This window comes from Azovibrio restrictus DSM 23866 (assembly GCF_000429665.1).
GTDB lineage: Bacteria > Pseudomonadota > Gammaproteobacteria > Burkholderiales > Rhodocyclaceae > Azovibrio > Azovibrio restrictus.
Map to the genome: position 1 here is coordinate 98,660 of NZ_AUCH01000015.1, position 25,503 is coordinate 124,162.

General features: G+C 65.3%; 27 protein-coding genes. 9 read left to right on the top strand and 18 right to left on the bottom strand.

What is annotated here, in order from left to right; genetic code table 11:
• The 8 genes from siaC to G474_RS0113225 all read right to left on the bottom strand — a co-directional run bounded on the left by siaC (position 1) and on the right by G474_RS0113225 (position 6,987).
• A complete protein-coding gene (gene siaC, locus G474_RS0113190; protein ID WP_026687392.1) occupies positions 1–387 on the bottom strand; it encodes a biofilm regulation phosphoprotein SiaC in 387 nt (128 codons plus the stop codon).
• Between the two features lie 17 nt (positions 388–404).
• A complete protein-coding gene (gene siaB, locus G474_RS0113195) occupies positions 405–947 on the bottom strand; it encodes a biofilm regulation protein kinase SiaB (protein ID WP_026687393.1) in 543 nt (180 codons plus the stop codon).
• 11 nt (positions 948–958) lie between these two features.
• Positions 959–2,953 (bottom strand): biofilm regulation protein phosphatase SiaA, encoded by a 1,995-nt coding sequence (siaA, locus tag G474_RS0113200; protein WP_026687394.1) that lies wholly within the window; start codon positions 2,951–2,953, stop codon positions 959–961.
• Positions 2,954–3,021: 68 nt separating this feature from the next.
• On the bottom strand, positions 3,022–4,203 hold the full coding sequence (gene clsB / locus G474_RS0113205; RefSeq protein ID WP_026687395.1) for a cardiolipin synthase ClsB: 1,182 nt from the start codon (positions 4,201–4,203) through the stop codon (positions 3,022–3,024).
• Complete coding sequence (locus tag G474_RS0113210; protein ID WP_026687396.1) at positions 4,196–4,942, bottom strand: endonuclease/exonuclease/phosphatase family protein; 747 nt, start codon at positions 4,940–4,942, stop codon at positions 4,196–4,198. The genes clsB and G474_RS0113210 overlap by 8 nt, the downstream gene beginning before the upstream one ends.
• Before the next feature lie 3 nt (positions 4,943–4,945).
• Positions 4,946–5,380: a BLUF domain-containing protein gene (locus G474_RS20765; RefSeq protein WP_051282280.1), complete on the bottom strand. Its 435-nt coding sequence runs from the start codon at positions 5,378–5,380 to the stop codon at positions 4,946–4,948.
• 12 nt (positions 5,381–5,392) lie between these two features.
• Positions 5,393–6,487 (bottom strand): quinolinate synthase NadA, encoded by a 1,095-nt coding sequence (gene nadA / locus G474_RS0113220; RefSeq protein ID WP_043464382.1) that lies wholly within the window; start codon positions 6,485–6,487, stop codon positions 5,393–5,395.
• 47 nt (positions 6,488–6,534) lie between these two features.
• Positions 6,535–6,987 (bottom strand): rhodanese-like domain-containing protein, encoded by a 453-nt coding sequence (locus G474_RS0113225; RefSeq protein WP_026687398.1) that lies wholly within the window; start codon positions 6,985–6,987, stop codon positions 6,535–6,537.
• Positions 6,988–7,283: 296 nt separating this feature from the next.
• Here G474_RS0113225 and glnA point away from each other — a divergent pair, with 296 nt between their 5' ends.
• On the top strand, positions 7,284–8,696 hold the full coding sequence (gene glnA / locus G474_RS0113230; RefSeq protein ID WP_026687399.1) for a glutamate--ammonia ligase: 1,413 nt from the start codon (positions 7,284–7,286) through the stop codon (positions 8,694–8,696).
• Positions 8,697–8,815: 119 nt separating this feature from the next.
• On the opposite strand, the gene nifM is transcribed toward glnA, so the two are convergent.
• From nifM to G474_RS0113265, 7 genes are all read right to left on the bottom strand, one after another.
• Entirely contained in the window at positions 8,816–9,637 is an 822-nt protein-coding gene (nifM, locus tag G474_RS0113235) for a nitrogen fixation protein NifM (RefSeq protein ID WP_043464385.1), read from the bottom strand.
• Positions 9,638–9,642: 5 nt separating this feature from the next.
• The gene (locus G474_RS0113240; RefSeq protein WP_026687401.1) at positions 9,643–10,101 is read right to left on the bottom strand and encodes a nitrogen fixation protein NifZ; all 459 of its coding nucleotides are present in this window, start codon (positions 10,099–10,101) and stop codon (positions 9,643–9,645) included.
• Positions 10,098–10,439 carry a nitrogenase-stabilizing/protective protein NifW gene (nifW, locus tag G474_RS0113245; RefSeq protein WP_026687402.1) on the bottom strand — a complete coding sequence of 114 codons (342 nt, stop codon included), beginning with the start codon at positions 10,437–10,439 and terminating at the stop codon, positions 10,098–10,100. The genes G474_RS0113240 and nifW overlap by 4 nt, the downstream gene beginning before the upstream one ends.
• Positions 10,440–10,450: 11 nt before the next feature.
• Positions 10,451–10,981, bottom strand: a complete 531-nt coding sequence (locus G474_RS0113250; RefSeq protein WP_026687403.1) for a hypothetical protein — start codon at positions 10,979–10,981, stop codon at positions 10,451–10,453.
• A gap of 4 nt (positions 10,982–10,985) precedes the next feature.
• Positions 10,986–11,801 (bottom strand): serine O-acetyltransferase, encoded by an 816-nt coding sequence (gene cysE, locus G474_RS0113255; protein ID WP_043464388.1) that lies wholly within the window; start codon positions 11,799–11,801, stop codon positions 10,986–10,988.
• Positions 11,794–12,975, bottom strand: a complete 1,182-nt coding sequence (gene nifV, locus G474_RS20770) for a homocitrate synthase (protein ID WP_084513758.1) — start codon at positions 12,973–12,975, stop codon at positions 11,794–11,796. Before nifV ends, cysE begins: the two co-directional genes overlap by 8 nt.
• Before the next feature lie 153 nt (positions 12,976–13,128).
• On the bottom strand, positions 13,129–13,686 hold the full coding sequence (locus tag G474_RS0113265; protein ID WP_026687405.1) for a cob(I)yrinic acid a,c-diamide adenosyltransferase: 558 nt from the start codon (positions 13,684–13,686) through the stop codon (positions 13,129–13,131).
• A gap of 103 nt (positions 13,687–13,789) precedes the next feature.
• Here G474_RS0113265 and hyi point away from each other — a divergent pair, with 103 nt between their 5' ends.
• The 5 genes from hyi (at position 13,790) to G474_RS0113290 (ending at position 16,855) form a co-directional block, all read left to right on the top strand.
• Positions 13,790–14,578: a hydroxypyruvate isomerase gene (hyi, locus tag G474_RS0113270; protein ID WP_026687406.1), complete on the top strand. Its 789-nt coding sequence runs from the start codon at positions 13,790–13,792 to the stop codon at positions 14,576–14,578.
• A 62-nt stretch (positions 14,579–14,640) separates the two neighbouring features.
• Entirely contained in the window at positions 14,641–14,811 is a 171-nt protein-coding gene (locus tag G474_RS23450; RefSeq protein WP_156919260.1) for a hypothetical protein, read from the top strand.
• On the top strand, positions 14,811–15,716 hold the full coding sequence (locus tag G474_RS0113280) for an HDOD domain-containing protein (protein ID WP_026687407.1): 906 nt from the start codon (positions 14,811–14,813) through the stop codon (positions 15,714–15,716). Before G474_RS23450 ends, G474_RS0113280 begins: the two co-directional genes overlap by 1 nt.
• Positions 15,717–15,747: 31 nt before the next feature.
• Positions 15,748–16,035, top strand: coding sequence for a hypothetical protein (locus G474_RS20775; RefSeq protein WP_245589363.1), 288 nt, complete (start codon positions 15,748–15,750; stop codon positions 16,033–16,035).
• A gap of 34 nt (positions 16,036–16,069) precedes the next feature.
• Positions 16,070–16,855: a PP2C family protein-serine/threonine phosphatase gene (locus tag G474_RS0113290; protein ID WP_026687408.1), complete on the top strand. Its 786-nt coding sequence runs from the start codon at positions 16,070–16,072 to the stop codon at positions 16,853–16,855.
• A 33-nt stretch (positions 16,856–16,888) separates the two neighbouring features.
• Here G474_RS0113290 and G474_RS0113295 read toward each other — a convergent pair whose 3' ends face one another.
• Both G474_RS0113295 and G474_RS20780 read right to left on the bottom strand, forming a co-directional pair.
• A complete protein-coding gene (locus G474_RS0113295) occupies positions 16,889–18,307 on the bottom strand; it encodes a DEAD/DEAH box helicase (protein ID WP_026687409.1) in 1,419 nt (472 codons plus the stop codon).
• A 129-nt stretch (positions 18,308–18,436) separates the two neighbouring features.
• Positions 18,437–18,856: a hypothetical protein gene (locus tag G474_RS20780; RefSeq protein WP_051282281.1), complete on the bottom strand. Its 420-nt coding sequence runs from the start codon at positions 18,854–18,856 to the stop codon at positions 18,437–18,439.
• Between the two features lie 138 nt (positions 18,857–18,994).
• On the opposite strand from G474_RS20780, the gene G474_RS20785 reads away from it, so the two are divergent.
• The 3 genes from G474_RS20785 to G474_RS23455 all read left to right on the top strand — a co-directional run bounded on the left by G474_RS20785 (position 18,995) and on the right by G474_RS23455 (position 24,117).
• A complete protein-coding gene (locus G474_RS20785) occupies positions 18,995–20,293 on the top strand; it encodes an extracellular solute-binding protein (protein ID WP_051282282.1) in 1,299 nt (432 codons plus the stop codon).
• A 91-nt stretch (positions 20,294–20,384) separates the two neighbouring features.
• Positions 20,385–23,003 carry an alanine--tRNA ligase gene (gene alaS, locus G474_RS0113310; RefSeq protein ID WP_026687410.1) on the top strand — a complete coding sequence of 873 codons (2,619 nt, stop codon included), beginning with the start codon at positions 20,385–20,387 and terminating at the stop codon, positions 23,001–23,003.
• A gap of 970 nt (positions 23,004–23,973) precedes the next feature.
• Positions 23,974–24,117 (top strand): hypothetical protein, encoded by a 144-nt coding sequence (locus G474_RS23455; RefSeq protein WP_156919261.1) that lies wholly within the window; start codon positions 23,974–23,976, stop codon positions 24,115–24,117.
• 126 nt (positions 24,118–24,243) lie between these two features.
• Here G474_RS23455 and G474_RS0113320 read toward each other — a convergent pair whose 3' ends face one another.
• Positions 24,244–25,503, bottom strand: coding sequence for an EAL and HDOD domain-containing protein (locus G474_RS0113320; RefSeq protein WP_026687411.1), 1,260 nt, complete (start codon positions 25,501–25,503; stop codon positions 24,244–24,246).

The following is a 25,503-nucleotide window of genomic DNA, read 5'->3' on the forward strand; positions in this document are numbered from 1 at the left end:
TCATTTGAACGGGCTGTCGGGGGCGATCAGGAAGGGGAAGGTGCAGTCTTCCCGGAATTCGTCGGCCAGGTCCAGGACCCGTTCGTTGCGCGGGTCGTAGAACCAGTCCACGCTCACCTGGCGGCCCCGGCCGTGGGCTTCCTCGAGCAGGTCGAAGATGTCCATCATGGCTTTCACGGAGCTGGTGTTCATGTACACCAGGCGCAGTTCCAGGCGCAGGGGGGCCTGGCTGTCGCGCAGGTAGGTCTCGATCCAGGCGATCACGGGGCCGAAGAACTCAAAGGAGTTCTCCGGGTAGGAGTCCCCCTGCATGGTGAGCAGGCCCTGGCTCCCGTCGCTGTTGATTTGGGGCGTAGACTGGCTGCCCGGGATGTTCAGATCGTTCATCGTTGGTCCTGTTGCTCTTAGATCACGGCCCGCAGGCTGAAAAAGGCGCGGCCGTCGCCCACATGGGAGAGGCTGGCACTCAGGGGCTGAGTGGACTTGCGGGCCACGTCGATGAGGCCCAGCCCGGCGCCACTGACCGCGTTTTCGTCCCGGGGCTGGCGCAGTTGGGCCTTGTAGGCGGCCTTTAGTTCCGCCTTGTCCAGCCCGGCCAGATTGCCGATCCGTTCCAGCAAGGCTGTCCCGTCGGCTTGTTCCACCAGGTTGCCGGCCTGGACCAGGTAGTGTCCTTCCTCATTCCGGGCCACCACCACGGTGGCGGAGCTGTCCTGTTCGCCGTAGCCCTGGGCCTGGGCATAGTGGCGGATGTTCTGGGTCATTTCCACGTAGACGCTGAAGACGTCCATGGCGGCCGAGGGCTGGGCATTGTCGGCCTGCAGGTAGTTCTTCAGGGCGTTGCCGATTTCCTCGATCAGGCTGCGGGAAATGGGGCCATTGAAGCAGAGCAGGATGCGGCTTTGGTTGAAATGGGCGCGCAGGCTGAAGAGGTCTATGGTTTCCATGGCTTTCCCGATCACTCGAAACGGAAGGATAGTATCGTGATGTCGTCCCGCTGTGGATACTCGCCGCGATAGCTTTCCAGGGCCTGATCCAGGGCATCGGCCTGTTCGGCCATGGGCAGGCGGGCATGGGCGAGGAGCAGCTGGGCGAAGCGGGTGTTGCCGTAGCCGTAGCCCAGTTCGCCGCCGGCCTGGTCCAGGAAGCCGTCAGTGGCCAGGTAGTAGGTGGTGCCCGGTTGCATCTGCAATTCCGTATCCCTGTAGCTGCCCATGCGCCGGTCGCCGATGGCTCGCCGGCCGCCCTTGATTTCGCCCACCTCCTGGCCGTCGCTCCAGTAGAGGCCGATCTTGGCGCCGGCAAAGCGCAGCAGCCCCCGCTCCCTATCCACATAGACCAGACCCGCATCCATGTTGGTGGCGATGGCCCGGGGCAGCTCGCAGTGCTGCAGCATGGCGCGCATGGTGGCATCGGTCTGGGTCAGGATGGCCGCCGGGGCGGCGATGCCTTCCTGAGTCATGGCGTGATCCAGGGCGGCCCGGGCCAGCATGGTCATCAGGGCCCCGGGCACCCCGTGGCCGGCGCAATCCACCACCCCCACCATGTAGCGCTCGCCTTCGCTGCGGAAGACGTAGAAATCGCCGCCCACCACGTCCCGGGGACGCCACAGGACGAAGTGGTGCGGGCCGAGCAGCTGGTCGAGCTGCTGCTTGGGCAGGATGGCCCGCTGGATCAGGCTGGCATAGTCGATGGAGTCGTTGATCTGTTTGTGGGCCCGCCGCATGTCCTGGTTGGCGGTTTCCAGGGCCTGGGTCCGGGCCAGGACCTGGGCTTCCAGCTCCTCGGTGTTGTTGCGGATCCGGGTGGCCATGATGCCGAAGGCCTGGCTCAGATCTCCCAGTTCGTCCCGGCTGGGGGGCGGCAGGGACACGTCGAAATTGCCCCCGGCCAGGGCCGAGGCGGATTGCTGCAGTTTCTTCAGGGGCCGCAGCACCAGCCGTTCCACGGCGTAGGCGAAGGCCAGCAGCAGGATGCCCAGCAACAGCACCAGGGCTCCCACGGCGGTGTTGAGCCAGCCCTGGTCCAGGACCCGGGCCGCCTTGAGGTCCACGGCGGTGACCACGTGCCACTTGAGCTCCGGCAGGTAGGCCAGGGCCAGCAGCTGTTCCTTGCCATCCAGATGCACCCGCAGGGTGGCGACTTCTGCCGGCTGGGTTTCGGCCCGGGCCAGGGCGGCGGCCAGGGCCGCCTGTTCGTGGGGCTGCTGCAGCTGGCCGGCCAGGGTCTGGGCCTGGCTGGCCGTGCTGGCTGCCTGGTTGATGGCGATCAGGGCCGGGTCCGGGTGGGCCTGGATGGCGCCGCTGCGGGTAACGATCATCGGCGTGACCCCGGCTTCCCCGGTGTTGATGAACTCCTGCAGGAAGGCGGTCAGGTCGAGGCCGGTGCCGGATACCCCGAGCACCCGGTCGCCATCGCGGATCAGCACATTGAGCCAGACCTGGGTGATCTTCAGGTGGACATCGTCATTGACGTTGATGTTGTAGGGTTCGCTCTGCCTGAGGGTGCTGAAGAACCAGGAGTCGCCTTCCTGGTCCGGGCTGAGCAGATGACGGGGCTGGTCGCTGACCCCCTTCTTGTCATCGTTGAAATAGAAGCCCAGACCGGCGGCGCTGGCGAGGAAGTAGGAATGGCTGCGGAAGTCCTTGCGATAACCTTCTGCCTCCTTGAAGAACAGGGCCCGTTTGTCGGGGTCCTGCTCGTCCCGCAGCCATTGGCGGGTCACTTCCGAATCCGCCTGGCGCAGGGCCAGGGCCAGGTCCCGGGAGATGGGGGCGAGGATGCTCTGGCGCTTCAGGAGAGTGAGGTTGCGCGCATAGGCTTCGCCGAAATGGTTGCGCACGCTGTCCAGCACCTGCCAGCCGATCAGCCCGGCCGGAACCAGGGCGAGCAGGCAGGCGAGCAGGAGGGCCAGCATGGACTTGGCGCGCAGGCCGAATCCCCAGGTTGCCATGGTAAGCCTCGGGTCTTATGTCTTTGGTGAGGGGGATTCTACCTTGGCGGGCCCGATTTGCTACCGCTTCAATGCTGTTCGCCCCGCCAGTGGCGGGGGCCGTAGCCGGCCGCGCCCACGAACAGGCGCACCAGGCCGTAGCTGAGCCAGCGCAGCAGGCGTGAGTGCAGGGGTAGTCGCTCCAGGTCCCCGGCCGTGAGTTCCGTGGCCCCCTCGGCCATGGCGGCCTCCAGGCTCTGGCTCAGTTCCCGGGCAAAACCGGGATCGTCCACCACCACGTTGCTTTCCTTGGCCAGCAGCAGGCTGAAAGGGTCGATGTTGGAGGAGCCCACCGTGGCCCAATGACCATCCACCACCGCTACCTTGGCGTGCAGGAAGCTCTTACGGTATTCGAAGATGCGGATGCCTTCTTCCAGCAGGGCGCCGTACAGGGCCTGGGTGGCGTATTGCAGCAGCGGGTGGTCGGTCTGACCCTGGAGCAGGATGGTGACCCGGATGCCCCGCTGCACGGCGGCACGCAGGGCATGGCGGAAGCGGAAGCCGGGCAGGAAATAGGCATTGGCGATGCAGACCGACTCCCGGGCCCCGTGGATGGCCTCCAGGTAGGCGTTGGCGATGGCGTTGCGGTGGCGGATGTTGTCGCGCAGCAGGAAGGCGGCCCGCTGCTCGCCGCTGCTTTCCGGGCAGCCGGGGCAGGGGTCGTGATCGGGCAGGCGGTAGCGCCGCTTGAAGCTGGCCCAGGCCACGTTTTCCCACATGCGCCGGACAGCCTGGCGGATCGGCACCAGCAGGGGACCTTCCACCCGCACCGAGTAATCGTAGCGGGGCCGCAGGGCCGCCGGGGCGTTGTTGTCATCGACGATGTTGATACCCCCCACGAAGGCGACCCGGCCGTCGATGACCACCAGCTTGCGGTGCAGGCGGCGCAGGCGGTGCCGGCGCAGGCGGAAGCGGGCCACTTCCTGGCGGTAGATCAGGTACTGGACCCCGGCCGCCTGGAGCAGGGGGCCGAAGGTCTCGGGGAAGTCCCGGGCGCCGAAGCCGTCCACCAGCACCCGCACCGCCACCTGGCGCCGGGCGGCCCGGGCCAGGGCTGCGGCGACGGCCTGGCCGATGCAGTCATCGGCGAAGATGTAGCTTTCCAGGAAGATTTCCCGGTGGGCCTGGTCTATGGCCTGGAGCAGGGCAGGGAAATACTCCTGGCCCGAATTGAGCAGGGTGACGGAGTTGCCGGGCAGGAACTCAGGCATCGTAGAGGAGCCGGGCCGACAGGGCCGCGTGGTCGGAGAGGGCGGACCAGGGCGGCCCGAAATGGACCTGGGCCTCCCGGACCTGGAGGCCCCGCACGTAGATGCGGTCCAGGCGGAACAGGGGCAGGGCGGCGGGGAAGCTGCGCACCGGGCGCTGGCCGAACACTTCTTCCAGGCCCAGGCGCTCGGCCAGGTGAGCGGCTGCCCGGTTGCGCCAGTCGTTGAAGTCGCCGGCAATCACCAGAGGGGTTCCCGGCGGGGCGATCTGCTCCAGATAGCTGCTCAGCTCCTCCATCTGCCGCCGCCGGGAGCGGCCAAACAGGGAGAGGTGCACGCAGACGCAGTGCAGGGGGCGGCCGTCGGGCAGGGCGATGCGACAGTGCAGCAGCCCCCGGCGTTCGAACTTCAGGTGGGTCACATCCTGGTTGTGGCTGTCCAGGATGGGAAAGCGGGACAGGATGGCGTTGCCATGGTGGCCATGGTCATAGACCATGTTCTCCCCGTAGGCCGTGGCCGGCCAGACATCCTCGGCCAGGAAACGGTGCTGGGCATCCCGGGGCCAGTCCGGATGGCGGTGGGCATGGCCCATGTGCAGGCCCTGGACCTCCTGCAGGAAGACGATGTCCGGGGCCAAGTTGCGCAGGCGTTCCCGCAGTTCGTGCACCATCATGCGCCGGTTGAACTGGGAAAACCCCTTGTGGATGTTGTAGGTGGCAATGTGCAGGGAGGCTGGGGGCATGGTTTAGCGCTGGGTGCGGGCGAACTGGCGCAGGATGTCCAGGGCCGGTCCGGGGCGGCAGGCCTTGTCTTCCAGGTCGGGCCCGGCGTCATTCAGGGCAAAGGCACCGGCAAACTGCTGCCCGGCCTCTGCTTCCAGATGGTGAAAGCCCATGCTCCACCCGGCGAAGCTGCGTTCGCTGACGGGCTCCCGTTCCAGGAGGATCAGGGAATGGTGGCGGGGGTCCCGGCAGATTTTCTGATAGACCATGTCCACGGCCGCAGGGATGCCTTCCAGCACCTGCATGAATACACCGCCGCCGTAGAGCAGCATCCCCGTCAGCTTGAGCTGTTCGTTTAGCTTCCGGCTCTGCTGCAACAGGTCCAGCAGTTCCGCCTGGCTCATTTCATGGGTGGCGGTGCTGCAGTAGATCAGGTGTATCAGGGCCGGCTCGGTCATGGTCCGGGGCGGTCAGGAAATGGCCAGCATCCGGTCCAGGGCCAGCCGGGCCAGCTCTGCTTCGTGGGGCGGCACGGCGATGGGATTGACCACCTGGCCGGCCGCCAGGTTTTCCAGGGTCCAGGCCAGGTGCTGGGGGTCGATGCGCTGCATGGTGGAGCACATGCAGATGGTGGTGGCCATGAACTGGACGATCTTGTCCTGGGGCAGCACTTCCCGAGCGAGCCGGTCCACCAGATTGAGTTCCGTGCCCACCAGCCAGCGGGTGCCCGCCGGCGCCTCCTTGATGGTCTTGACGATCAGTTCCGTGGAGCCCACATGGTCGGAGGCGGCGCAGACCTCGAAATTGCACTCCGGGTGGGCAATCACGATGCCGTCCGGGTGCTGGGCCCGGAAGGCGTCGATGTGGTGTTTCTGGAACATCTGGTGCACCGAGCAGTGGCCCTTCCAGAGCAGGATCTTCGCCTTCCTGATCTGCTCGGGAGTGAGGCCGCCGTACTCCCGGTCCGGGTCCCATACCAGCATGTCTTCCAGGGGAATGCCCATGTTGTGGCCGGTCCAGCGGCCCAGGTGCTGGTCGGGGAAGAACAGTATCTTCGGGCGCTGCTCGAAGGCCCACTTGGCGATGGTGCCGGCGTTGCTGGAAGTGCAGACGATGCCCCCGTGCTCGCCGCAGAAGGCCTTCAGATCGGCGGCGGAGTTGATGTAGGTGACCGGGGTGAATTCATTTTCCACATCCAGCACTTCCCCCAGCTCCCGCCAGCAGCGCTCCACCTTGGCCAGGTTGGCCATGTCGGCCATGGAACAGCCGGCCGCCAGGTCGGGCAGGATGGCAGTCTGGCCGGGCTTGGACATGATGTCCGCCACCTCGGCCATGAAATGCACGCCGCAGAAGACGATGTAGGGAGAGTCGGTCTGGGCGGCCAGACGCGAGAGCTTGAGGGAGTCGCCGGTCAGGTCCGCGTGCTGGTACACGTCGGCGCGCTGGTAGTGGTGGCAGAGCAGCACCACTTCCTGGCCCAGTTTGCTGCGGGCAGCGCGGATGCGCTCCTGGCACTCCTGGTCGGAAAGCAGGTTGTAGGGGTCAAAAGGCAGAGGCAGGGTCATGATTCGGGGCAAGTGGCCGGGGCTGGCCCGGCATGAGGAGGTTGGGGTCAGCTCTGGAACCAGGGCAGGCCGGCGTGGCGCCAGCCCCCCAGGTGGTTGCGCTGGTCGTGGGCATCCTTGTCGCCTTCGAAACCCTCCAGCACGTTGTAGCAGGCGTTGTAGCCGGCTTCAGTGGCGCTGCGGGCGGCGTGGTCGGAGCGGAGGCCGCTGCGACAGATGAACATCACCAGGGCTTCGGGATCCACCTGGCGCTTGAGCTGGGTCAGGAAATGGGGGTTGGGGACGCCGCCTGGATACTGGTTCCATTCGATTTCCACCGCATCGGGTATGCGGCCCACCCAATCCAATTCGGCGCGGGTGCGTACATCCACCAGCCTGGCGCCCGGCGCCAGTTGCCAGACCTGATGGGCTTCGGCCGGGGTCAGGGCGCCAGCGTAGGGAAGGCCGGTGGCCTGGGCCCGTTCCCGGGCCAGTTGCAGGAGGTCGGTGAGTTTTCCCATGACGGTTCCAGGGCGTGAAATCAGGCCTTGCAGTATAACGCAGGCCAACCGGGGCGGATGGATCGCGGGAGGAGGCCAGGGTCGGGGAAATATTTTGTCTGCACCGATGTGGTGCGCCCCAATATGGTGTATTGCACCGTATTGGTGCTGCCTTTCAGGGCCTCTTTTTCCTTTGCCCTTGTGGCACAATGGAAAACTGTTTGAAAACGATTGGCACGCTTCCTGCTGTAGCCTGTCTGTCGTAATTTGTACTCACTTGCCGGCAAGGCCGGTATCCGTTTAGGAGACTTTGCAATATGGCTACTGTTCAGGACGTTCTGAAGATGATGAAGGAAAACGACGTCAAGTTCGTCGATTTCCGTTTCACCGATACCCGTGGCAAGGAACAGCACGTGGGCGTGCCCGCCCATGCCGTGGATGAAGACAAGTTCGAGAGCGGCCACGCTTTTGACGGTTCCTCCATCGCCGGCTGGAAGGGTATTCAGGCTTCCGACATGCTGCTGATGCCGGACCCCGACACCGCCTTCATCGACCCCTTCTTCGATGAAACCACCCTGGTGATCTCCTGCGACGTGGTGGACCCCGCCGACGGCCGCGGCTACGACCGTGACCCCCGCTCCATCGCCAAGCGCGCCGAAGCCTACCTGAAGTCCTCCGGCATCGGTGATACCGCCTTCTTCGGCCCCGAACCCGAATTCTTCATCTTCGACTCCGTGGAGTGGAAGACCGACATGTCCGGCACCTACGTGAAGATCTTCTCCGAAGAAGCTGCCTGGACCTCCGGCGAAAAGGTCGAGGGCGGCAACACCGGCCACCGTCCCACCGTCAAGGGCGGCTACTTCCCCGTGCCCCCCGTCGATTCCTTCAACGACATCCGCGCTGCCATGTGCCTGGCCCTGGAACAGTGTGGCGTCGAAGTGGAAGTGCATCACCACGAAGTGGCCACCGCCGGCCAGAACGAAATCGGTACCAAGTTCGGCACCCTGGTGCGTCGCGCCGACCTGACCCAGGTCCTGAAGTACGTGGTGCATAACGTGGCCCACCAGTACGGCAAGACCGCCACCTTCATGCCCAAGCCCATCGTGGGCGACAACGGTTCCGGCATGCACGTGCACCAGTCCATCTGGAAGGATGGCAAGAACCTGTTCGCCGGCAACGGCTACGCCGGCCTGTCCGAAACCGCCCTGTACTACATCGGCGGCGTGATCAAGCATGCCAAGGCCCTGAACGCCATCACCAACCCCGGCACCAACTCCTACAAGCGTCTGGTGCCCCATTACGAAGCTCCGGTGAAGCTGGCCTACTCCGCCAAGAACCGTTCCGCCTCCATCCGCGTGCCCTACGTTGCTTCCGACAAGGCCCGTCGTATCGAGACCCGCTTCCCCGATCCCATCGCCAACCCCTACCTGTGCTTCGCCGCACTGTTGATGGCTGGCCTGGACGGCATCCAGAACAAGATTCACCCCGGCGATCCCGCTGACAAGAATCTGTACGACCTGCCCCCCGAGGAAGACGCCAAGATCCCGACCGTCTGCGCCAGCCTGGACGAAGCCCTGGCAGCCCTGGACAAGGACCGCGAGTTCCTGACCCGTGGTGGCGTGTTCTCCAACGACTGGATCGATGCCTTCATCGCCCTGAAGATGGAAGAAGTGAACAAGGTCCGCATGACCACCCACCCGGTGGAATTCGAACTGTACTACTCCTGCTGATCTTCCCGGCTGCCGCTACGGCGGCAGCTGTGGCAGCAAAACAATGCCCCGGACCTGGTCCGGGGCATTGTTGTTTTCAGGGCCGGCGTTTTGCTTGCCTCTGCCGGTGCGGGCCGGGATCAGTGCTTCAGCAGGGCCTTGATCCAGGCCCGCTGGCAGGTCTGGCGGCGCTGCTCCAGGAGCAGGGCGATGATCCGTTCCCGGACTTCCGGGAAATCCAGGGTTTCGCCGGCCAGGATGCTGTCGCAGCGCAGCAGGTGCAGGCCCACCGGAGATTCCAGGGGTGGCGAAACCTCCCCCTCGGCCAGACTGAAGGCCTGGGGGTCCAGTTCCGGGAACAGCTGGCCGGCTTTGACGGTGCCGATCAGACCCTGCTCCATGGCCGTGGGGCACTGGGAATGCTTGAGGGCGGCGGCGCCGAAGTCCTGCTCGGTTTTCAGCTGGGGGCGCAAGGTTTCCAGGAGTTCCGTGGCTTTCAGCTTCTGGGCTTCGTCGTCGAAGGTGATCAGGATGTGCCGGATGCGCCGCATTTCCGGGCGGTTGAAGGCCTGGGGATGGAGCCGGTAATAAATTTCCGCCTCCACGTCGGAGGGGCTGGGCGCCTGGGCCGAGACCCGCTCCAGTACTGCCTCGATGCGCAGGTCCCGGGCCAGGGCCTGTTCCAGTTCGGGTTCGCTCAGGCCGTTCTGGCCCATGTCGGCGAGGAACTCTTCCCGGCTCGGGTAGCGTTGCCTGATCTCTTCCAGGCGGGTCGCCAGGGTGGCTTCCGGCACCACCACGCCCAGAGCTTCGGGGCTGGCGAGGATGGCAGCTTCCATGCGGGCCTGGCGGCTGACCACTTCGCCCAACCGGGCACTTTCCGTGGCATCCAGGGTGCGGGGCGCCTTCTTGAACAGTGCCAGGGAGAGTTTGAGCTGCAGGTAGGGTTGCATGGCGAGCATTTTTTTCAGTTGGGGAGGGGGGTGCGGGTTTCCAGCATGGGTTCGGGGATCAGCAGGATGCGGCCGGGCAGGCTGTCGAAATGGACGTGGTAGGCGGGGCCGCTGGGATGGTCCCGCACCACCTTGATGATTTCTCCGGGCGCCCCGGCCGGGACCAGGATCTCGTCGCCCACCTTGAGGGAGGCGATGCTGCGTACCTTTTCCCGGAACTCGAAGCGGGAGGGGACCCATTCCTCGTCGATGGGGATCAGCTCTTCTTCCCGGCAGCCCACCATCCGGTTCTCGTCATAGAAATGCACCGAGTAGATGATCTGGTCCTGGAGGAAAGTGCCCACGTCCCGGATCACCCCGATGCTGCCGCGTCGGACCAGCAGGTCGCCCATGTCGGCGCCGGGGAAGGTGCCGTCGTCCCGCACGTTGCGGATGACGCGCACCTCGTCGTCGATCTGCCAGCGGGGTCTCATGAGCGGAACACCTTGTCCAGGGAGACGAAGGAGGACATGCCCCCGTCCGCCGTGGGCACATTCTGGAACACGGCGAAGACCTTCTCGGTCAGGGCGTCGGATTTGACGAAGTCCTCGTAGGCCTGGCTCAGCCACTGTTTGTAGATGGCGCTACGCTCCCCGTCGTCGGTGGGCATTTCCTTGGCGTAGCGGTTCAGGTAGTCGTGGAAGCGCTGAAGGATGTGCAGGCGATTCACGTGCACCACGGTGGGCTCGTAGGGCACGCCGAAATAATCGAGGAAATCCTCGGCGGACACGAGTTCTTCCAGGGCTTCGTCCAGGGTCAGGTTGGTATCCATAGGGGGCCTCCTCAGGCGATCAGGGTCAGGGCCGGCTCCGCCTCCTGGCGGGGCCGGAATTCATCCACCACTTCGAGCAGCTTGGCCGCGCCCAGCTGGTCCTGGCTGTCCAGGCGCATCAGCTTCTGCAGCCGGGCCCGGGCGGCGTCAATGGCGTGCTGGCGCAACAGCACCACGCAGCTGGCCTTCAGGGCCAGCAGGTAAAAGCGCAACAGGCCGAAAGAGCTCTGGGCCGCAGCCGCCAGATGCAGCTCCTCCACCCGGGCCCAGTCCAGGGGCAGGCCCAGGCGTCGGGCCACCAGCTGCATGGCCCGCTCGGCCACCACCAGGGCATCTTCCAGACGGTGCTGGTAGAAGTAGTAACGGTACAGGCCCACCAGCACGGTCAGATGCTCCGGGGCCAGGACATAGGCGCGCAGCAGGGCGAGCTCCGCCGCCTCGTCCCCGTACAGGCCCGAGGCTTCCTGCAGCAGGCGCTCCGCCTCGGGGAGCAGGGGCTCCTCGAAATAGAGTTCGCAGTCGGAAAAGTCCAGGATATCCATGGTCTTACTGGAGCGGGGCGGGCTGAGGGGTGTCCCGCTCATGCTCGCAACAGAGGTCGCCGGCGCTGCAGACGCCGCAGCGTTCTTCGTCAGCGTCGGGGCTGTCGGCCAGGGGCTCGCCCCGCTTCATGGCCTTGAGCTCCGCTTCCAGGGATTCGATCCGGTCCAGCAGGCAGGTGATGGAGCGGGCCACCGGATCGGGCAGCAGGTTATGGTCCAGGCTGATGCCGTTGGCCGGGCGGGGCGAGCCGGCCCGGGTCGGGACGATGCGGCCGGGAATGCCCACCACGGTGCGGTCGCTGGGGACATTCTTGACCACCACGGAATTGGCGCCCACCCGCACCCGGTGGCCGATCTGGATGGGGCCGAGGATCTTGGCGCCGGCCCCCACCACCACCCCGTCGCCCAGGGTGGGGTGGCGCTTGCCCTTGTTCCAGGAGGTACCGCCCAGGGTGACGCCGTGGTAGAGGGTCACGTCGTGGCCCACCTCGGCGGTCTCGCCGATCACCACGCCAGCTCCGTGGTCGATGAAGAAGCGCCGGCCGATGCTGGCGCCCGGGTGGATGTCCACATTGGTGAAGGCCCGGGCCAGGAAGGACAGCAGCCGGGCCGGGAAGCGCAGCTGGCGCAGCCACAGGGCGTGGGCCACCCGGTGCAGCATGATGGCGTGCAGGCCCGGATAGGTGGTCAGCACCTCCAGGGTGCTGCGTGCCGCCGGGTCCCGTTCGAAGACGCAGCGCAGGTCTTCCCGGATCTGGGCCCAGAGGCCCGCGGGGGCCTCATCGCTGGCGCCGAGGGGCAGGGTGGTGGTCTCAGACATGGGCGTCATCCTTCGCAGGGGTTGTGCCGGTGGCGGGGTCCGGGCGTCCGGAGGAGAGTTCGGTGTGGGCATGCAGCAGCTCCAGGAGTTCGCCGTCTTCAGGCGGGCGTTTGGCGGCGATCACGAAGGCGCGCACGCCCTCCACCAGGTGGCGGGCGGTGGGCTCATCCAGGGGCATGCCCAGCCCGGCATAGACGGCCTGCACGGCCCGGTGGCCCGAATGCTTGCCGAGCACGATGCGATGGCTGCGGCCCACTTCCATGGGGTCGAAGCCCTGATAGTTGCGCGGGTCCTTGAGCAGGCCATCCACGTGGATGCCCGCCTCGTGGGTGAAGGCCCCGGGGCCGACGATGCTCTTCTGCCAGGGTACCGGCCGGCCCGAGGCCCGGGCCACCCGTTCGGAGAGGCTGGGGAAACCCTTGAGATTGACGCCGGTGCTGCCGCCGTAGAACTTCTCCACCCCCAGCACCACTTCTTCCAGGGGGGCGTTGCCAGCCCGTTCGCCCAGACCGTTCACCGTGGTGTTGACGTGGGTGGCGCCGGCACGGATGGCGGCCAGGGTGTTGGCGGTGGCCAGGCCCAGGTCGTCGTGGGCGTGCATTTCGATGGCCAGACCGGATGCCTGCACCAGGCGTCCGATGATCTGGTGCAGGCCGAAGGGCTCCATGATGCCCAGGGTGTCCGCGTAGCGCAGGCGCACGGCGCCGGCCCGGGCTGCCGTGGCGGCGATGGCGAGCAGGAAATCCGGATCGGCCCGGGAGGCGTCCTCGCAGCCTATGCACACTTCCAGGCCCAGGTCCCGGCCCCGGGCGATGTATTCGGGCAAGGTGGCCAGCAGCCAGGCACGGTCCTTCTTGAGCTTGTAGGCCAGGTGCTGCTCTGAAGAGGGGACGGAAATGTCCACCAGCTGGGCCCCCAGGCCGGCGCAGGCGGCCAGGTCCAGGGGATGCATGCGGCACCAGACCATGAGCCGGGCCTTCAGGCCCAGGTCGGCGACGGCGCGGATGCTTTCCCGTTCCTCGCTGCCCATGGCGGGAATGCCCACTTCCAGCTCCGGCACGCCGATGGCGTCCAGGCCCTGGGCGATGGCCAGCTTTTCCTCCAGGGAAAAGGCCACCCCGGCGGATTGCTCGCCGTCCCTCAGGGTCGTGTCGTTGATGGTCACCGCATGCATGGCTGCCTCGGAAATAATCTAGGTCAGCCCTGTTTAGCAAGCGGGATGCCAGCTAAAAATATGCGTTAATTCAGTGGTTTGTGTGAGTGCTTCGGGATTGTGTGGAGCGCCCGGAACGTTCCTGTCGGTTTTGCGACAAAGGCGGGCAGCCCCTTACTCCGCGTTCTTGCCCTTCTGCCAGAGCACGTCGCCGCCCCCGGAGGCCCGGTTCAGGACGCGGCCCAGGATGAAGAGCAGGTCCGAGAGACGATTCACGTAACGGCGGGCGTCCTCGGAGACCGTCTCGTTGTTGCCCAGATGTACGATGGCCCGCTCGGCCCGGCGGCAGATGGCCCGGCTCATGTGGGCCAGGGCGGCGGTCCGGCTGCCCCCGGGAAGGATGAATTCCTTGAGCCGGGGCAGGTCGGCGTTGAAGGCGGCGGAGAGCTCCTCCAGGCGGCCCACCTGGGCGTTGGTGATGACGCTCATGCCCGGCAGGCAGAGCTCGCCCCCCAGGTCAAAGAGATCGTGCTGGATGCCGAGCAGGGCTTCGCGCACGGCGGCGGGGAGCTCCGCTTCCGCCAGCAGCAGGCCCAGGCTGGAATTGAGCTCATCCACCTCGCCGATGGCGTGGATGCGCAGGCTGTCCTTGTTGACCCGGGAGCCGTCCCCGAGGCCGGTGGTGCCGGCGTCGCCGGTGCGGGTGATGATCTTGGAAAGCCGGTTGCCCATGGAAACTCCTTCGTATCTGCGGCGGATGTGGCGGGCCATTATACTGGCCGGGTGTTCCACAGACTTGCCGGGGCCCCCGAAGTTCCGCCCCGGTCCGCTGCCCATGCCCAGGTTCTGCGCCAATCTCTCCTTCCTGTTTACCGAACTGCCTTTTCCGGAACGTTTTGCTGCCGCCGCCCGGGCCGGGTTCCGCGGGGTGGAATACCTGTTTGCCTACGACTGGCCGGCTGCCGACATCGCCGTCTGGCTCCGGGAAGCGGGCCTGGAGCAGGTGCTGTTCAATCTGCCCGTCGGTGGCTGGGCCGCCGGCGAGCGGGGCTGCGCCTGTCACCCGGGCCGGGAAGCCGAGTTCCGGGCCGGCCTGGAGCAGGCCCTGGAATACGCCGCAGCACTCGGCTGCACCCGGCTGCACGCCCTGGCAGGGTTGCGCCCGGCGGGGGTTTCCGAAGCCGAGCTGGAGGCCACCTTCCTGGAGAACATGGGGGCCGCGGCCGACGCCTGCGCCCGGCAGGGAGTGACCCTGCTGATGGAGCCCATCAACAGCCGGGTGGACATGCCCGGTTACTGGCTGGACACCCCGGCCCGGGCCTTTGCCCTGCAGGCCCAGGCCGGGCGGGAGGGGCTGCTGGTGCAGCTGGACCTCTACCATGCCCAGGTGATGGCCGGGGACCTGGCCCGGACCCTGGAGACCCAGCTGGCGCGCATCGGCCACATCCAGGTGGCTGACAATCCCGGGCGCCAGGAGCCAGGGACCGGGGAAATCCACTATCCCTACCTGTTCGCCCTGTTGGACCGGCTCGGCTATCAAGGCTGGGTGGGCTGCGAATACCGGCCCCGGGCCGGGACCGAGGCCGGCCTGGGCTGGCTGCGGCCCTGGCAGACGGAGGCGTAGAACTTTTGTCAGGGGGGCTGGAGTAGAATGAAGCTCTTTTTCCTGATCCCGAAGGGACGCCCATGCTCGACCTGAGCGACGACCAGAAGCTGCAGCTCCTCTTGGTGGGCGGCCCCATTCTGTCCCTGATCGGAACCTGGATGTCCCTGCGCACCTATGGCCGGCTCAAGCAGAAGGCCGGGGAGCGCCAGGCCGCCGGGCAGGGGAAACCGCCTGCGGAGGGAGAGGACTGATGCTTCCTTCCACCGGAGCCCCTGCCCTCTCGGAAATCCTCGCCTCCATGAGCGAGGAAGAGGCGGCCCGCCTGCGTTTCGTCCTGGAGCGGGGCATCAAGATTCCGCCCCAGCCCCGGGTGCTGGCCGAATTGCGCGGCCTCCTCAACCGGCGCGAGTTCGATGTGCGTGCCCTGGCCCGGGTGATCAGCCAGGACCCGGGGGTGACGGCCATGCTCTTCAAGGCGGTCAAGAGCACCGTGTATCGCCAGCACCATCCCTTCGAGACCGTGGAGCAGATCATCCACGCCCTGGGCACCCGGGAAACCTTCAACCTGGTCCAGGCGGTGGCGCTCACCAGCGCCACCGAGATCAAGAAGAACCGCCTGGCCTACGAGGCCTTCTGGACCCGCTCCCAGGCCGTGGCGCAGCTGGCGATGCTGATCGCCGATGACCGGGTCACCGTCTGCAACATCTTTCCCGAGCAGGCCTATCTGGCGGGCATGTTCCACGATTGCGGCGTGCCGGTGCTGATGCAGCGCTTTTCCACCTATTGCCAGGAAATGCACCTGGGGGAGCAGGGGCGGTGGATAGACCTGCAGGAGGAAGACCGCAAGTTCAACCTGGACCACTGCGCCGTGGGTTACCTGCTGGCCCGACACTGGTCCCTGCCGGTATTCATCTGCGACGCCGTCCATTGCCACCACGAGATTGCCTCCATGGGCATGCATGCGGCCCGCACCATGGTGGCCATCCTGCAGCTGGCCATGGAGCTCTACTACCGGGAACAGCGGGTGGAAAATCCCGAGTGGGCCGCCGTCCAGGACGAGGTGATTGCCGAGCTGGGCATCCACGGGGATGCCCTGCCCGAGTTCATCGATGAAATACTCGAGCGCTTCCACGCCCAGGCGGAACCCGTCGTATAGAATCTCCCGGAACCTTTTTCAGGATTGCATCGTGAATACCTTCATTCAGACCGAGCGGCGCCAGAATCTCCAGTTGCGGGAGATTTTCGACAATGCCTACGTGATGATCGAGCCCTTCTTCGATCCCAATGCCGGCTGGGGCGGACACTCCCTGGAACACCTGGCCTTCCGGGTCCTGCGGGAGAACTTCCCCCAGCTTTCCAGCGAGGATGTGCACGCCATCGTGGTGGCGGCGCATCGGGTCTACATCGAACGGAATCCGGGCAAAAGCGGGCATCTCAAGCATCCCTCGGAGCTGCGCAGCAGCATTCCCCAGTGAGTACGGGCGTATTCGGCGGAGTGACGGAGGCCCCATGGCGCTGAAGCTGGATGCCTGCATCGCCCAGCACCAGGGCGACCGCAAGGAGCAGCAGGACCGGGTGGCCCTGGTGGCCCACGGCCGGGTTCCCGGCGTGGCCCTGGCGGTGGTGGCCGACGGTATGGGCGGCCATACCGGGGGCGCCCTGGCGGCCGAGCAGGTGATCCACACGGTGAGCACCAATTTCCAGCACTGGGGTAGCGGCGAGGAGCCCCGGCAACTGCTGGAAAGCAGCCTGCAGGAAGCTCACACCATGATCAAGGCTTCCCGCTTCATCAATGAAAAGGACCCCCACAGCACGGCCGTGGTGCTCATGCTGCTGCCCGGCAACCGCAGCGTCTGGGCCCACTGCGGCGACAGCCGCCTGTACTGTTTCCGGGGCGTGCATCTGCGCACCCGCAGCATCGACCACTCCTATGTGGAGCATCTGCTGCGCATCGGCAAGATCACCCCGGAAGAGGCCGAGACCCACCCGAACCGCAACATCCTGCTCACCTCCCTGGGGGGGCGGGAGGAACCCAAGGTGGAATTCGGCGGCATGGACGAACTGCAGGCCGGCGACAGCTTCCTGCTCTGTTCCGACGGGCTCTGGGCCTACTTCACCGACGAGGAGCTGGGCGCCCTGGTGACCACGGGCACGGCCCGGGAAGTGGCGGCCAAACTGATCGAACTGGCCCGGGGGCGGGGCGCCGGGGAGGGGGACAACATCTCCGTGGCCCTGCTGAAATTCCTGGAAGTGCCCAAGGAGCCGCTACCCAAGGTAGCCCTGAAGCGCCCCTGAAAAGAAACGGGACCCTGGGGTCCCGTTCTTCTTTCAGTGCTTGCGGCCCAGGCCGCCGAGCAGGGCGGCCACCATCTTGCGGGGCTTGTGGGGTTCCTGGTGCGGTGTTGCCTGGGGCGAAGTGGGAATCTCGCCCCGGGGTTCGTAGGGTTTGGAGAAGTCGAAGCCGTCCGGCGCCACCATGGGGCGCTTGCCGCCACTGCGTTCCCGGCGTCCGGGGCTGCTGCTCCGGGGCTGTTCCGCCAGGGGCGGCTTGGGCGCCGGGGCGCTGCGCTTCTTCTTGTTGCCCGGGGGGTATTCGAAATCGGCATCGGGCTCGAAACCGGCCACCACCACCTGCTCGATTTCCTTCTTGATCAGCTTCTCGATGTCCACCAGGTACACCACCTCGCCGGCGGTCACCAGGGAGATGGCGTTGCCCTGCTTGCCGGCCCGGCCCGTGCGGCCGATGCGGTGCACGTAGTCTTCCGGGGTGTGGGGCAGTTCGTAGTTGATGACGTGCGGCAGTTCCTCGATGTCCAGGCCCCGGGCCGCCACGTCGGTGGCTACCAGCACGGTCATGGTGCCGGACTTGAAATCATCCAGGGCCTTGATCCGTTCCAGCTGGCTCTTGTCCCCGTGGATGGCGTCCGCGTGGATGCCGGCCCGCTGCAGCTCCCGGGCCAGGCGGGAGCAGCCCTGCTTGGTGCGGGTGAACACGATGCACTGGTTGATCTCGCTGGACTTGAGCAGCTTGATCAACAGGGGGCGCTTGCCATATTCGGAAACCGGATAGACCCGGTGGGTGATGGTTTCCGACACCTGGTTGCGGCGGGCCACCTCGATCAGGGTGGGGGCCTTGAGCATGGAATCGGCCAGGCGCTTGATCTCTTCCGAGAAGGTGGCCGAGAACAGCAGGCTCTGGCGCTGGGCCGGCAGCATGTTGAGGATGCGCTTGATGTCGGGAATGAAGCCCATGTCCAGCATCCGGTCGGCTTCATCGAGCACCAGGGCCTGGACCGAACCGAAGTTCACGGTTTTCTGTTCCACGTGGTCCAGGAGCCGCCCCGGAGTGGCCACCAGGATCTCCACCCCTTTCCTCAGTTCGGCGATCTGGGGCTTGATGTCCACGCCGCCGTAGGCGCACATGGCCCGCAGGGGGGTGTGCTTGCTGTAGGACTTGACCGACTCGAACACCTGCAGGGCCAGTTCCCGGGTGGGGGCCAGGATCAGGGCCCGCACCGGATGCCGGGCCGGCGAGGGGCTGGGGCTGGCAAAGGGCAGCATGCGCTGCAGGATGGGCAGGGTGAACGCGGCGGTCTTGCCGGTCCCGGTCTGGGCGCCGCCCATGATGTCCTTGCCGGACAGCACCAGGGGAATGGCCTGGGCCTGGATCGGGGTGGGGCGGGTGTAGCCGGATTCGATGATGGCCTTCAGGAGTTCCGGGGCCAGGCCCAGATCGGCAAAGGTGATTTCTTTCGTCTCGGAGACGGGGCCGGAGGCGTCGCCGGCGGGGAAGGTGTTCTCGGTCATAGGCGGGGGATTATACGCGGGTCCCTGATTTCATTCCGCTTTTGACGGACGGACCCGGAGTCGGTGGCGTCAGTGCTTGTCGGTGGGCTGGGTAGCGGCCGGAGGAGCCGCCGCTTCAGGTTTTTCGGTTCCGGCGGTTTCCTCGGGCAGGGGGGCGGGCGCCTTCTTTTTCTTCTTGCCGGTGTCGGGGGGCGGCGGCGGTGGCAGCTGGGGTGCCACGGTCTCCAGGTTGTTGCTGCGCATGTACTCATCCATTTCCCGCCAGCCCGTGAATACGGATTCCTTGGGCAGCCAGGTGTAGATGGCGTAGCAGTCCTCTATGGCCCGGCCCGAGTGGCGGCAGCCGCCGCCTACGGCCTTGCCTTCGGCGTCCAGCCGGGCTTCCTTCTTGGCCGGGTCTTCCAGCCCCATCTTGTTGCTCAGCTGGTCGCAGCCGCCCAGGAACAGGGGCAGGGCAAGGGTGGAGAGGATCAGGGGCAGGGTTTTCATGACCGGCGATTTTCCCACAATCGGGCCCGGCCGGGGGCATGGCGGAGATTTTTGCATTTGCGGCAAAGGGTCGTTCCCGGTCGCGAAAGGAGGATTTCCAGCAGTATAATCAGCGCTCTGTTTCGCTCAGGAGTTGTCATGCAGCAAAAGATTCAGCCGGTTGCCCTGGCCCTGTTGTTGGCTTGTTCCGGGACGGCCCTGGCTGCGCCAACCAAAAAAGCGGCCGCCCCCAAGGCCGAAGCCAAAGCCCCCGCAGTTACCGAGATCGAGTTTTCCCACCAGTTGAACAAGACCAACGCCGAGCGTCTGGCCGCCCTGGTGGACCGCTTCAACAGCCAGCAGAAGGATGTGCAGATCAAGCTGGTGCGTGCTGAAGCCAACGGCAAGCCCACCCAGTTGAACCTGGCGACCACCGATACGGTGGCCAACTTCATCGCCAATCCTTCCGCCTTCAAGCCCCTGCACCAACTGCTCAAGGAAACCCGGGAAAAGCTGCCCGCCAGCGATTTTTCCGCCGACCTCCTGGTTGGTGCCAGCAAGAGCAAGCTCACCGCCCTGCCGGTGGCCTTTTCCACCCCGGTGCTGTTCTACAACAAGCGGGTGTTCCGCCAGGCCGGTCTGAATCCCGATCAGCCGCCCCGTACCTGGCACGAGATGCAGGAAGTGGCCGGCACCCTGTCCGACAAGGGCGTGAGCTGCCCCTACACCTCCTCCTGGCCGGTGTGGGTGCATATCGACAACGTCAGTTCCGTTTCCGGCGTGCCGGTGGCCGACAAGAAGGGGGAGCTGGGCTTCAACGGCCTGATGCAGGTCAAGCACGTGGCCATGCTGGCCACCTGGTACAAGGCCCGCTATTTCCACACCTTCGGCCGGGGCAATGAAGCCGATCAGCATTTCCATGACGGCGAGTGCGCCATGCTGACTTCCGACTCCTGGGCCCACAGCTACCTGCGTGAAGCCCCCGGAGTGGAACTGGGCGTGGCCCCCCTGCCTTACCACGACGATGCCTACGGCGGTCCCCGCAACACCCTGGCGGGCGGTGCCTCCATCTGGATCGGCGGTGGTTTCAAGCCCCAGGAATACAAGGCCGTGGCCAAGTTCGTCCGCTTTGTCCTGGCCCCGGATACCCAGATGGATCTGGCCCGGGTGGGCGGCTTCCTGCCCCTTACCGACACGGTCCGCAAGTCGATCAAGAGCAAGCTCCTGAAGGATGAGGAGCAGGTGCTGGATGTGGCCTATGCCTCCATGCAGGGCAAGGGGGCCGAGCAGCCCCTGCGCGTTTCCACCCTGGAGCCCGTGCGCATCATCGTGGATGAGGAGCTGGAGCAGGTGTGGGCCGACAAGAAGCCTGCCAAGGCCGCCCTGGATACGGCGGTGAGCCGTGGCAATGCGGTCCTGTCCGCCAAGCCGGCGCTGAAGAAGGCCGTTTCCTTCTGAGCTGTCGCTGTTCTGCCCTGAAACCCGCCGCCCGTCGGCGGGTTTTTCTTTGTAAAATCCCGTCTTTACCGAATTCAACAGGCATTCGCCCATGAAAAGCGCTGAAATCCGCGAGAAATTCCTCAAGTTCTTCGAGTCCAAGGGCCATCAGATCGTGGCCTCCAGTTCCCTGGTGCCCCACGAGGACCCGACCCTGCTGTTTACCAATGCCGGGATGAACCAGTTCAAGGATGTCTTCCTGGGTTTCGACAAGCGCCCCTACAGCCGCGCCACCACCTCCCAGAAATGCGTGCGCGCCGGCGGCAAGCACAATGACCTGGAGAACGTGGGCTACACGGCCCGGCACCACACCTTCTTCGAGATGCTGGGCAACTTCAGCTTCGGCGACTACTTCAAGCGGGATGCCATCACCTACGCCTGGGAACTGCTCACCGAAGTCTTCAAGCTGCCCAAGGAAAAGCTCTACGTTACCGTCTATGCCGAAGACGACGAGGCCTACGACATCTGGACCAAGGAAGTGGGCCTGGGCGCCGACCGGGTGATCCGCATCGGCGACAACAAGGGTAGCCGCTACGCCTCCGACAACTTCTGGATGATGGGTGACACCGGCCCTTGCGGCCCCTGCACCGAGATCTTCTACGACCACGGCGAGCACATCTGGGGCGGCCTGCCCGGCACCCCGGAAGAGGATGGCGACCGCTACATCGAAATCTGGAACAACGTGTTCATGCAGTTCAACCGGGACGAGCAGGGTGTCATGCATCCGCTGCCCAAGCCCAGCGTGGACACCGGCATGGGCCTGGAGCGGGTTTCCGCCGTGCTCCAGGGGGTGCATGCCAACTACGAGATCGACCTGTTCCAGGCCCTGATCAAGGCCGCCGCCCGGGAAACCAGTGACGCCGACATGGACAGCCCCAGCCTCCGGGTGCTGGCCGACCACATCCGCGCCTGCTCCTTCCTGATCGCCGACGGGGTGATCCCCGGCAACGAGGGCCGCGGCTACGTGCTGCGCCGCATCATCCGCCGGGCCATCCGTCACGGCTACAAGCTGGGCGCTCGGGCCGCCTTCTTCCACCGCATGGTCCCCGACCTGGTGGCCGAGATGGGCGCGGCCTATCCGGAACTCAAGGAAAACCAGGCCAAGGTCAGCGCCACCCTGAAGCAGGAAGAGGACCGCTTCTTCGCCACCATCGAGCATGGCATGGCCATCCTCGAAGGAGAGCTGGCCGACATGGCCGCCAAGAGCGTCCAGGTCTTCAACGGTGAAACCGCCTTCAAGCTGCACGACACCTACGGCTTCCCCCTCGACCTGACCGCCGACATCTGCCGCGAGCGCGAGGTCACCGTGGACGCCGCCGCCTTCGACGCCGCCATGGCTCGCCAGAAGGAACAAGCCCGGGCCGCCGGCAAGTTCAAGATGGCCGCCAATCTGGAATACAGCGGCGCCGAGACCACCTTCCATGGCTACGCACAGCTGGAAGCCAAGGGCAGCATCCTGGCCCTTTACAAGGACGGAGCCCCGGTCCAGGAGCTCCATGAAGGCGACCTGGGGGTGATCGTCCTCGACCACACCCCCTTCTATGCCGAATCCGGCGGCCAGGTGGGCGACCGGGGCGAAATCCGCGCCGGCGGCCTGTTCGCCGTGGAAGACACCCAGAAGATCCAGGCCGCCGTGTTCGGTCACCACGGGGTGCTGAAGACCGGCAAGCTCAGCGTCGGCGACGCCGTCACCGCCCGGGTCGATGCCGCCGCCCGGGGCGCCACGGCCCGCAACCATTCGGTCACCCACCTGATGCACAAGGCCCTGCGCGAAGTCCTGGGGCACCACGTGCAGCAGAAGGGTTCCCAGGTGGATCCGGACAAGACCCGCTTCGACTTCGCCCACAACGCCCCCATGACCGCCGAGGAAATCCGCGAGGTGGAGGAACTGGTCAATGCCGAAATCCTCGCCAATGCCGCTGCTGATTCCCGCGTCATGGGCATCGACGATGCCCAGAAGAGCGGCGCCATGATGCTGTTCGGCGAGAAGTACGGCGACGAGGTGCGGGTGGTCTCCATCGGCTCCTCCAAAGAACTGTGCGGCGGCACCCACGTGGCCCGTAGCGGCGACATCGGCCTGTTCAAGATCCTCTCGGAATCCGGCGTGGCCGCCGGGGTGCGCCGGGTGGAGGCCGTCACCGGCGCCAATGCCCTGCGCTACGTGCAGGAACAGGAACGCCGGGTCCAGGGCATTTCCTCCCTGCTCAAGGCCCAGCCCGACGAAGTGGCCGAGCGGGTGGCCGGCATCCTCGACAACGTGCGCGCCCTGGAAAAGGAACTGGCGCGCCTCAAGTCCAAACTGGCCGCCAGCCAGGGCGATGATCTGGCCGCTCAGGCAGCTGAAGTGGGCGGCGCGAAAGTGCTGGCCGCGACCCTGGAAGGGGCCGACGTGCCCACCCTGCGCGAGACTCTGGACAAGCTCAAGGACAAGCTGAAATCCGCCGCCATCGTGCTGGCCAGCGTCAATGACGGCAAGGTGAGCCTGATTGCCGGCGTCACCGCCGACCTGACCGGCAAGGTCAAGGCCGGCGAACTGGTGAACTTCGTTGCCCAGCAGGTGGGCGGCAAGGGCGGCGGCCGTCCCGACATGGCCCAGGCCGGCGGCACCGAACCCGCCCAACTGCCCGCAGCCCTGGCCGGGGTGCGGGACTGGGTGGCAGGCAAGCTCTGAGCCTTTCTCCCCTGACTCATCCAGCTGCCCGGCAAGCCCGGCCCTGATCCGGCCGGGCTTGTTCTTTCATCCTTAAAACCTCAGTTAAACCACAGAGGCACAGAGACGCCGAGGAAAAACAAAGACTTGTCTTGGAAGGCCTGGTCACTTTCTAGGTGAGCGTGGAAGATGGTGCAAGCCATTGTTTTTTTGAGCTTCTCTGTGTCTTTGTGTCTCTGTGGTGAGGTTTTTAGGTTTATCCGTCACTGCCCGGCATCAGCCTCAGTCCCGCCGGCAGGCCCGTCCACTGAATACCCTCCGGTAGGGTCGCCTTGCCCAGGCGCTCCTGCAGACCCCGCTGGGGCGGGCTGTAACCACATCGTCCGTCCGCATCTCCATCTGACTCGCCACCCCTGCCAGGCAGGCATCCAGGGGCTCGTTTGCTGCCCAAGAACAGGAAGATGCTGTACTCGATGGGCGTTGCCGCATTCACGATGGTGCGGTGAGGACTGGGTTTGCTCCCGACTTGAAGAGCAATTCAATACATTGCCTTACTTCCTCTCCTTGTATTTCCATCCTGATTATTAATGTCTGGACCCTCTCTGTTCGTGAAAATGACTCGTCGCCACTTAATTTAAATTCAATTTGTTCACCGAGCCATCTTGAACAGATCGTCTTTGAATAAAAGCCATTCGACTGATCGCAATACTCACAATACAGCTCTTCCTCGTCCTGTTCGCGCGCAATACATAAATAACCGCCGACATCACACCATCTAATAAAAAGAGATGTTAGCCCTTCCTCATCGTCAAGTATTACTTGAAAATCCGTAGACGAGAATTCTTTTGACATAGCTTGCGGCCCTTTCCGCCTTGCTTCCAAGATTTTGAATCTATAGCAGTAAAAGCAATTGTTTTACCACTTTTGGGCACCCTGTGTAATTGGTTGGGCAGTACGCGGCAGTACGCGCTGGAAGCTTGCGGCAGCAGGCATGGAACTGGCCGTGTGCGGGATCAAGCAGCGCCAGCTGGGCCTGTTCGCCGCCTTCCTGGCTGGTGATAGGTGGATGCTGTCGGGGATCCAGCGAGGGCTACGGCTGACGCACAGGGCGTACAGGGTTGCGGTGATGATCTGAGGCGACAGACCGGTAACGGCGAAGAGAATTTTTTGCGGCATGAATGGGGGCGGCTGTTGTTGTGCCGTCATTCTATGCCGATGTTTTGGCTTGCCCGTGGCTGGCAAGCTTGCCGGATGAGTCGCTTCAGTCTTCCCCTGAGGGCGCTGGTTGTCCCAGGGTGGCGGCCCAGGCCATGGCGCTGCAGAGCAGGTCGTTGAGCATTTCCTGGCGCAGTCCGGGCAGGTCGGCCAGGAGGGCCGGCAGGCGCTCTTCTTCATCCCATTCCAGGGCTTCCACCAGGCGCAGGCGTTTGCCCAGGGGGCCGGTGTGGGCTAGCAGGGCCTCCCGGACCAGGGGGGGCAGGTTGGAGAGCTGGGTGAGGATTTCTTCCATGCTCATTTCCAGCAGGGCCGGGGTGAGGGACATGATGCCCACCATGAAGGCCTGGTCCGCCAGGCTCCGGTCGGGCGGGGTCTGGGCCAGCATCAGGGTTTCCATCAGCCGGGCCCGGGTGGCGGCCAGTTGCAGCAGGGGATTGCGCGCTAGGTTCTGGGTGTGGGGGCCGGAAAAGAGCAGCAGTTGCAGCCAGCGCTGCAGCTGCTTGCGCCCCAGCAGGGTGATGGCGTGGCGCAGGGAGGCGATCTGGGCGTGGCAGCCCGCGGCGACGGAGTTGGTGAGGCGCAGCAGGTTCACGGAGAGGCCGGGGGCGGTCTTGAAGGTGCGCTCCAGGACGGGGGTGTCGGCGTCGTCGAGGATCTGGTTCAGCAGGGTCACCAGGGTCAGGCGGTCCTGGTTGAGCTTGCGCCCCTGGAGCAGGGCCGGGCGGGCGAAGAAATAACCCTGGAACAGCTGGTAGCCCAGGGCCGCGCACTTGCGGTACTGGTCCAGGGTCTCCACCCGTTCGGCCAGCAGTTGCACCGGGTAGGCCTGGAGCTGATGGGCCAGCAAGGCGGCCTGGTTTTCCCAGTCGTGCAGCAAGGGAACCTTGATGATGTCGGCCAGGCTCAGCAGGGGTTGGTTGGCCGGGGTGATTTCCAGCAGGTCATCCAGGGCCAGGGCGAAGCCCCGGGCCTTCAGGGCCTTGCAGCGCTCCACCACGGCCGGGGTGACTTCTATGGTTTCCAGGATTTCCAGCACCACCTGGGCGGTGGGCAGGAATTCCACGGCTTCGGAGAACAGCAGCTCCTCGCCCACGTTGATGAACATCTTGCGCCCGTCCAGGGCGTTGCCCAGGGACAGCTCGGAGAAGGCGTTGGTGATCACCGTGGCGGTGGCGGCGCTGTCGTCCAGGACCAGGGCCCGGTCCGGGGACTGGGCGCAGCGGAACAGCAGTTCGTAGCCATGGAGTTGTCCCTGCCGGTCGAGGATGGGCTGGCGGCCCAGGTAGATCGGAGAACTGGCCAT

Excerpts from the sequence above, each read along its gene's own strand:
- siaC (WP_026687392.1), bottom strand. The coding sequence starts at position 387 with ATGAACGATCTGAACATCCCGGGCAGCCAGTCTACGCCCCAAATCAAC.
- siaB (WP_026687393.1), bottom strand. The coding sequence starts at position 947 with ATGGAAACCATAGACCTCTTCAGCCTGCGCGCCCATTTCAACCAAAGC.
- siaA (WP_026687394.1), bottom strand. The coding sequence starts at position 2,953 with ATGGCAACCTGGGGATTCGGCCTGCGCGCCAAGTCCATGCTGGCCCTC.
- clsB (WP_026687395.1), bottom strand. The coding sequence starts at position 4,203 with ATGCCTGAGTTCCTGCCCGGCAACTCCGTCACCCTGCTCAATTCGGGC.
- G474_RS0113210 (WP_026687396.1), bottom strand. The coding sequence starts at position 4,942 with ATGCCCCCAGCCTCCCTGCACATTGCCACCTACAACATCCACAAGGGG.
- G474_RS20765 (WP_051282280.1), bottom strand. The coding sequence starts at position 5,380 with ATGACCGAGCCGGCCCTGATACACCTGATCTACTGCAGCACCGCCACC.
- nadA (WP_043464382.1), bottom strand. The coding sequence starts at position 6,487 with ATGACCCTGCCTCTGCCTTTTGACCCCTACAACCTGCTTTCCGACCAG.
- G474_RS0113225 (WP_026687398.1), bottom strand. The coding sequence starts at position 6,987 with ATGGGAAAACTCACCGACCTCCTGCAACTGGCCCGGGAACGGGCCCAG.
- glnA (WP_026687399.1), top strand. The coding sequence starts at position 7,284 with ATGGCTACTGTTCAGGACGTTCTGAAGATGATGAAGGAAAACGACGTC.
- nifM (WP_043464385.1), bottom strand. The coding sequence starts at position 9,637 with ATGCTCGCCATGCAACCCTACCTGCAGCTCAAACTCTCCCTGGCACTG.
- G474_RS0113240 (WP_026687401.1), bottom strand. The coding sequence starts at position 10,101 with ATGAGACCCCGCTGGCAGATCGACGACGAGGTGCGCGTCATCCGCAAC.
- nifW (WP_026687402.1), bottom strand. The coding sequence starts at position 10,439 with ATGGATACCAACCTGACCCTGGACGAAGCCCTGGAAGAACTCGTGTCC.
- G474_RS0113250 (WP_026687403.1), bottom strand. The coding sequence starts at position 10,981 with ATGGATATCCTGGACTTTTCCGACTGCGAACTCTATTTCGAGGAGCCC.
- cysE (WP_043464388.1), bottom strand. The coding sequence starts at position 11,801 with ATGTCTGAGACCACCACCCTGCCCCTCGGCGCCAGCGATGAGGCCCCC.
- nifV (WP_084513758.1), bottom strand. The coding sequence starts at position 12,975 with ATGCATGCGGTGACCATCAACGACACGACCCTGAGGGACGGCGAGCAA.
- G474_RS0113265 (WP_026687405.1), bottom strand. The coding sequence starts at position 13,686 with ATGGGCAACCGGCTTTCCAAGATCATCACCCGCACCGGCGACGCCGGC.
- hyi (WP_026687406.1), top strand. The coding sequence starts at position 13,790 with ATGCCCAGGTTCTGCGCCAATCTCTCCTTCCTGTTTACCGAACTGCCT.
- G474_RS23450 (WP_156919260.1), top strand. The coding sequence starts at position 14,641 with ATGCTCGACCTGAGCGACGACCAGAAGCTGCAGCTCCTCTTGGTGGGC.
- G474_RS0113280 (WP_026687407.1), top strand. The coding sequence starts at position 14,811 with ATGCTTCCTTCCACCGGAGCCCCTGCCCTCTCGGAAATCCTCGCCTCC.
- G474_RS0113290 (WP_026687408.1), top strand. The coding sequence starts at position 16,070 with ATGGCGCTGAAGCTGGATGCCTGCATCGCCCAGCACCAGGGCGACCGC.
- G474_RS20780 (WP_051282281.1), bottom strand. The coding sequence starts at position 18,856 with ATGAAAACCCTGCCCCTGATCCTCTCCACCCTTGCCCTGCCCCTGTTC.
- G474_RS20785 (WP_051282282.1), top strand. The coding sequence starts at position 18,995 with ATGCAGCAAAAGATTCAGCCGGTTGCCCTGGCCCTGTTGTTGGCTTGT.
- alaS (WP_026687410.1), top strand. The coding sequence starts at position 20,385 with ATGAAAAGCGCTGAAATCCGCGAGAAATTCCTCAAGTTCTTCGAGTCC.
- G474_RS23455 (WP_156919261.1), top strand. The coding sequence starts at position 23,974 with ATGGAACTGGCCGTGTGCGGGATCAAGCAGCGCCAGCTGGGCCTGTTC.
- G474_RS0113320 (WP_026687411.1), bottom strand. The coding sequence starts at position 25,503 with ATGGCCAGTTCTCCGATCTACCTGGGCCGCCAGCCCATCCTCGACCGG.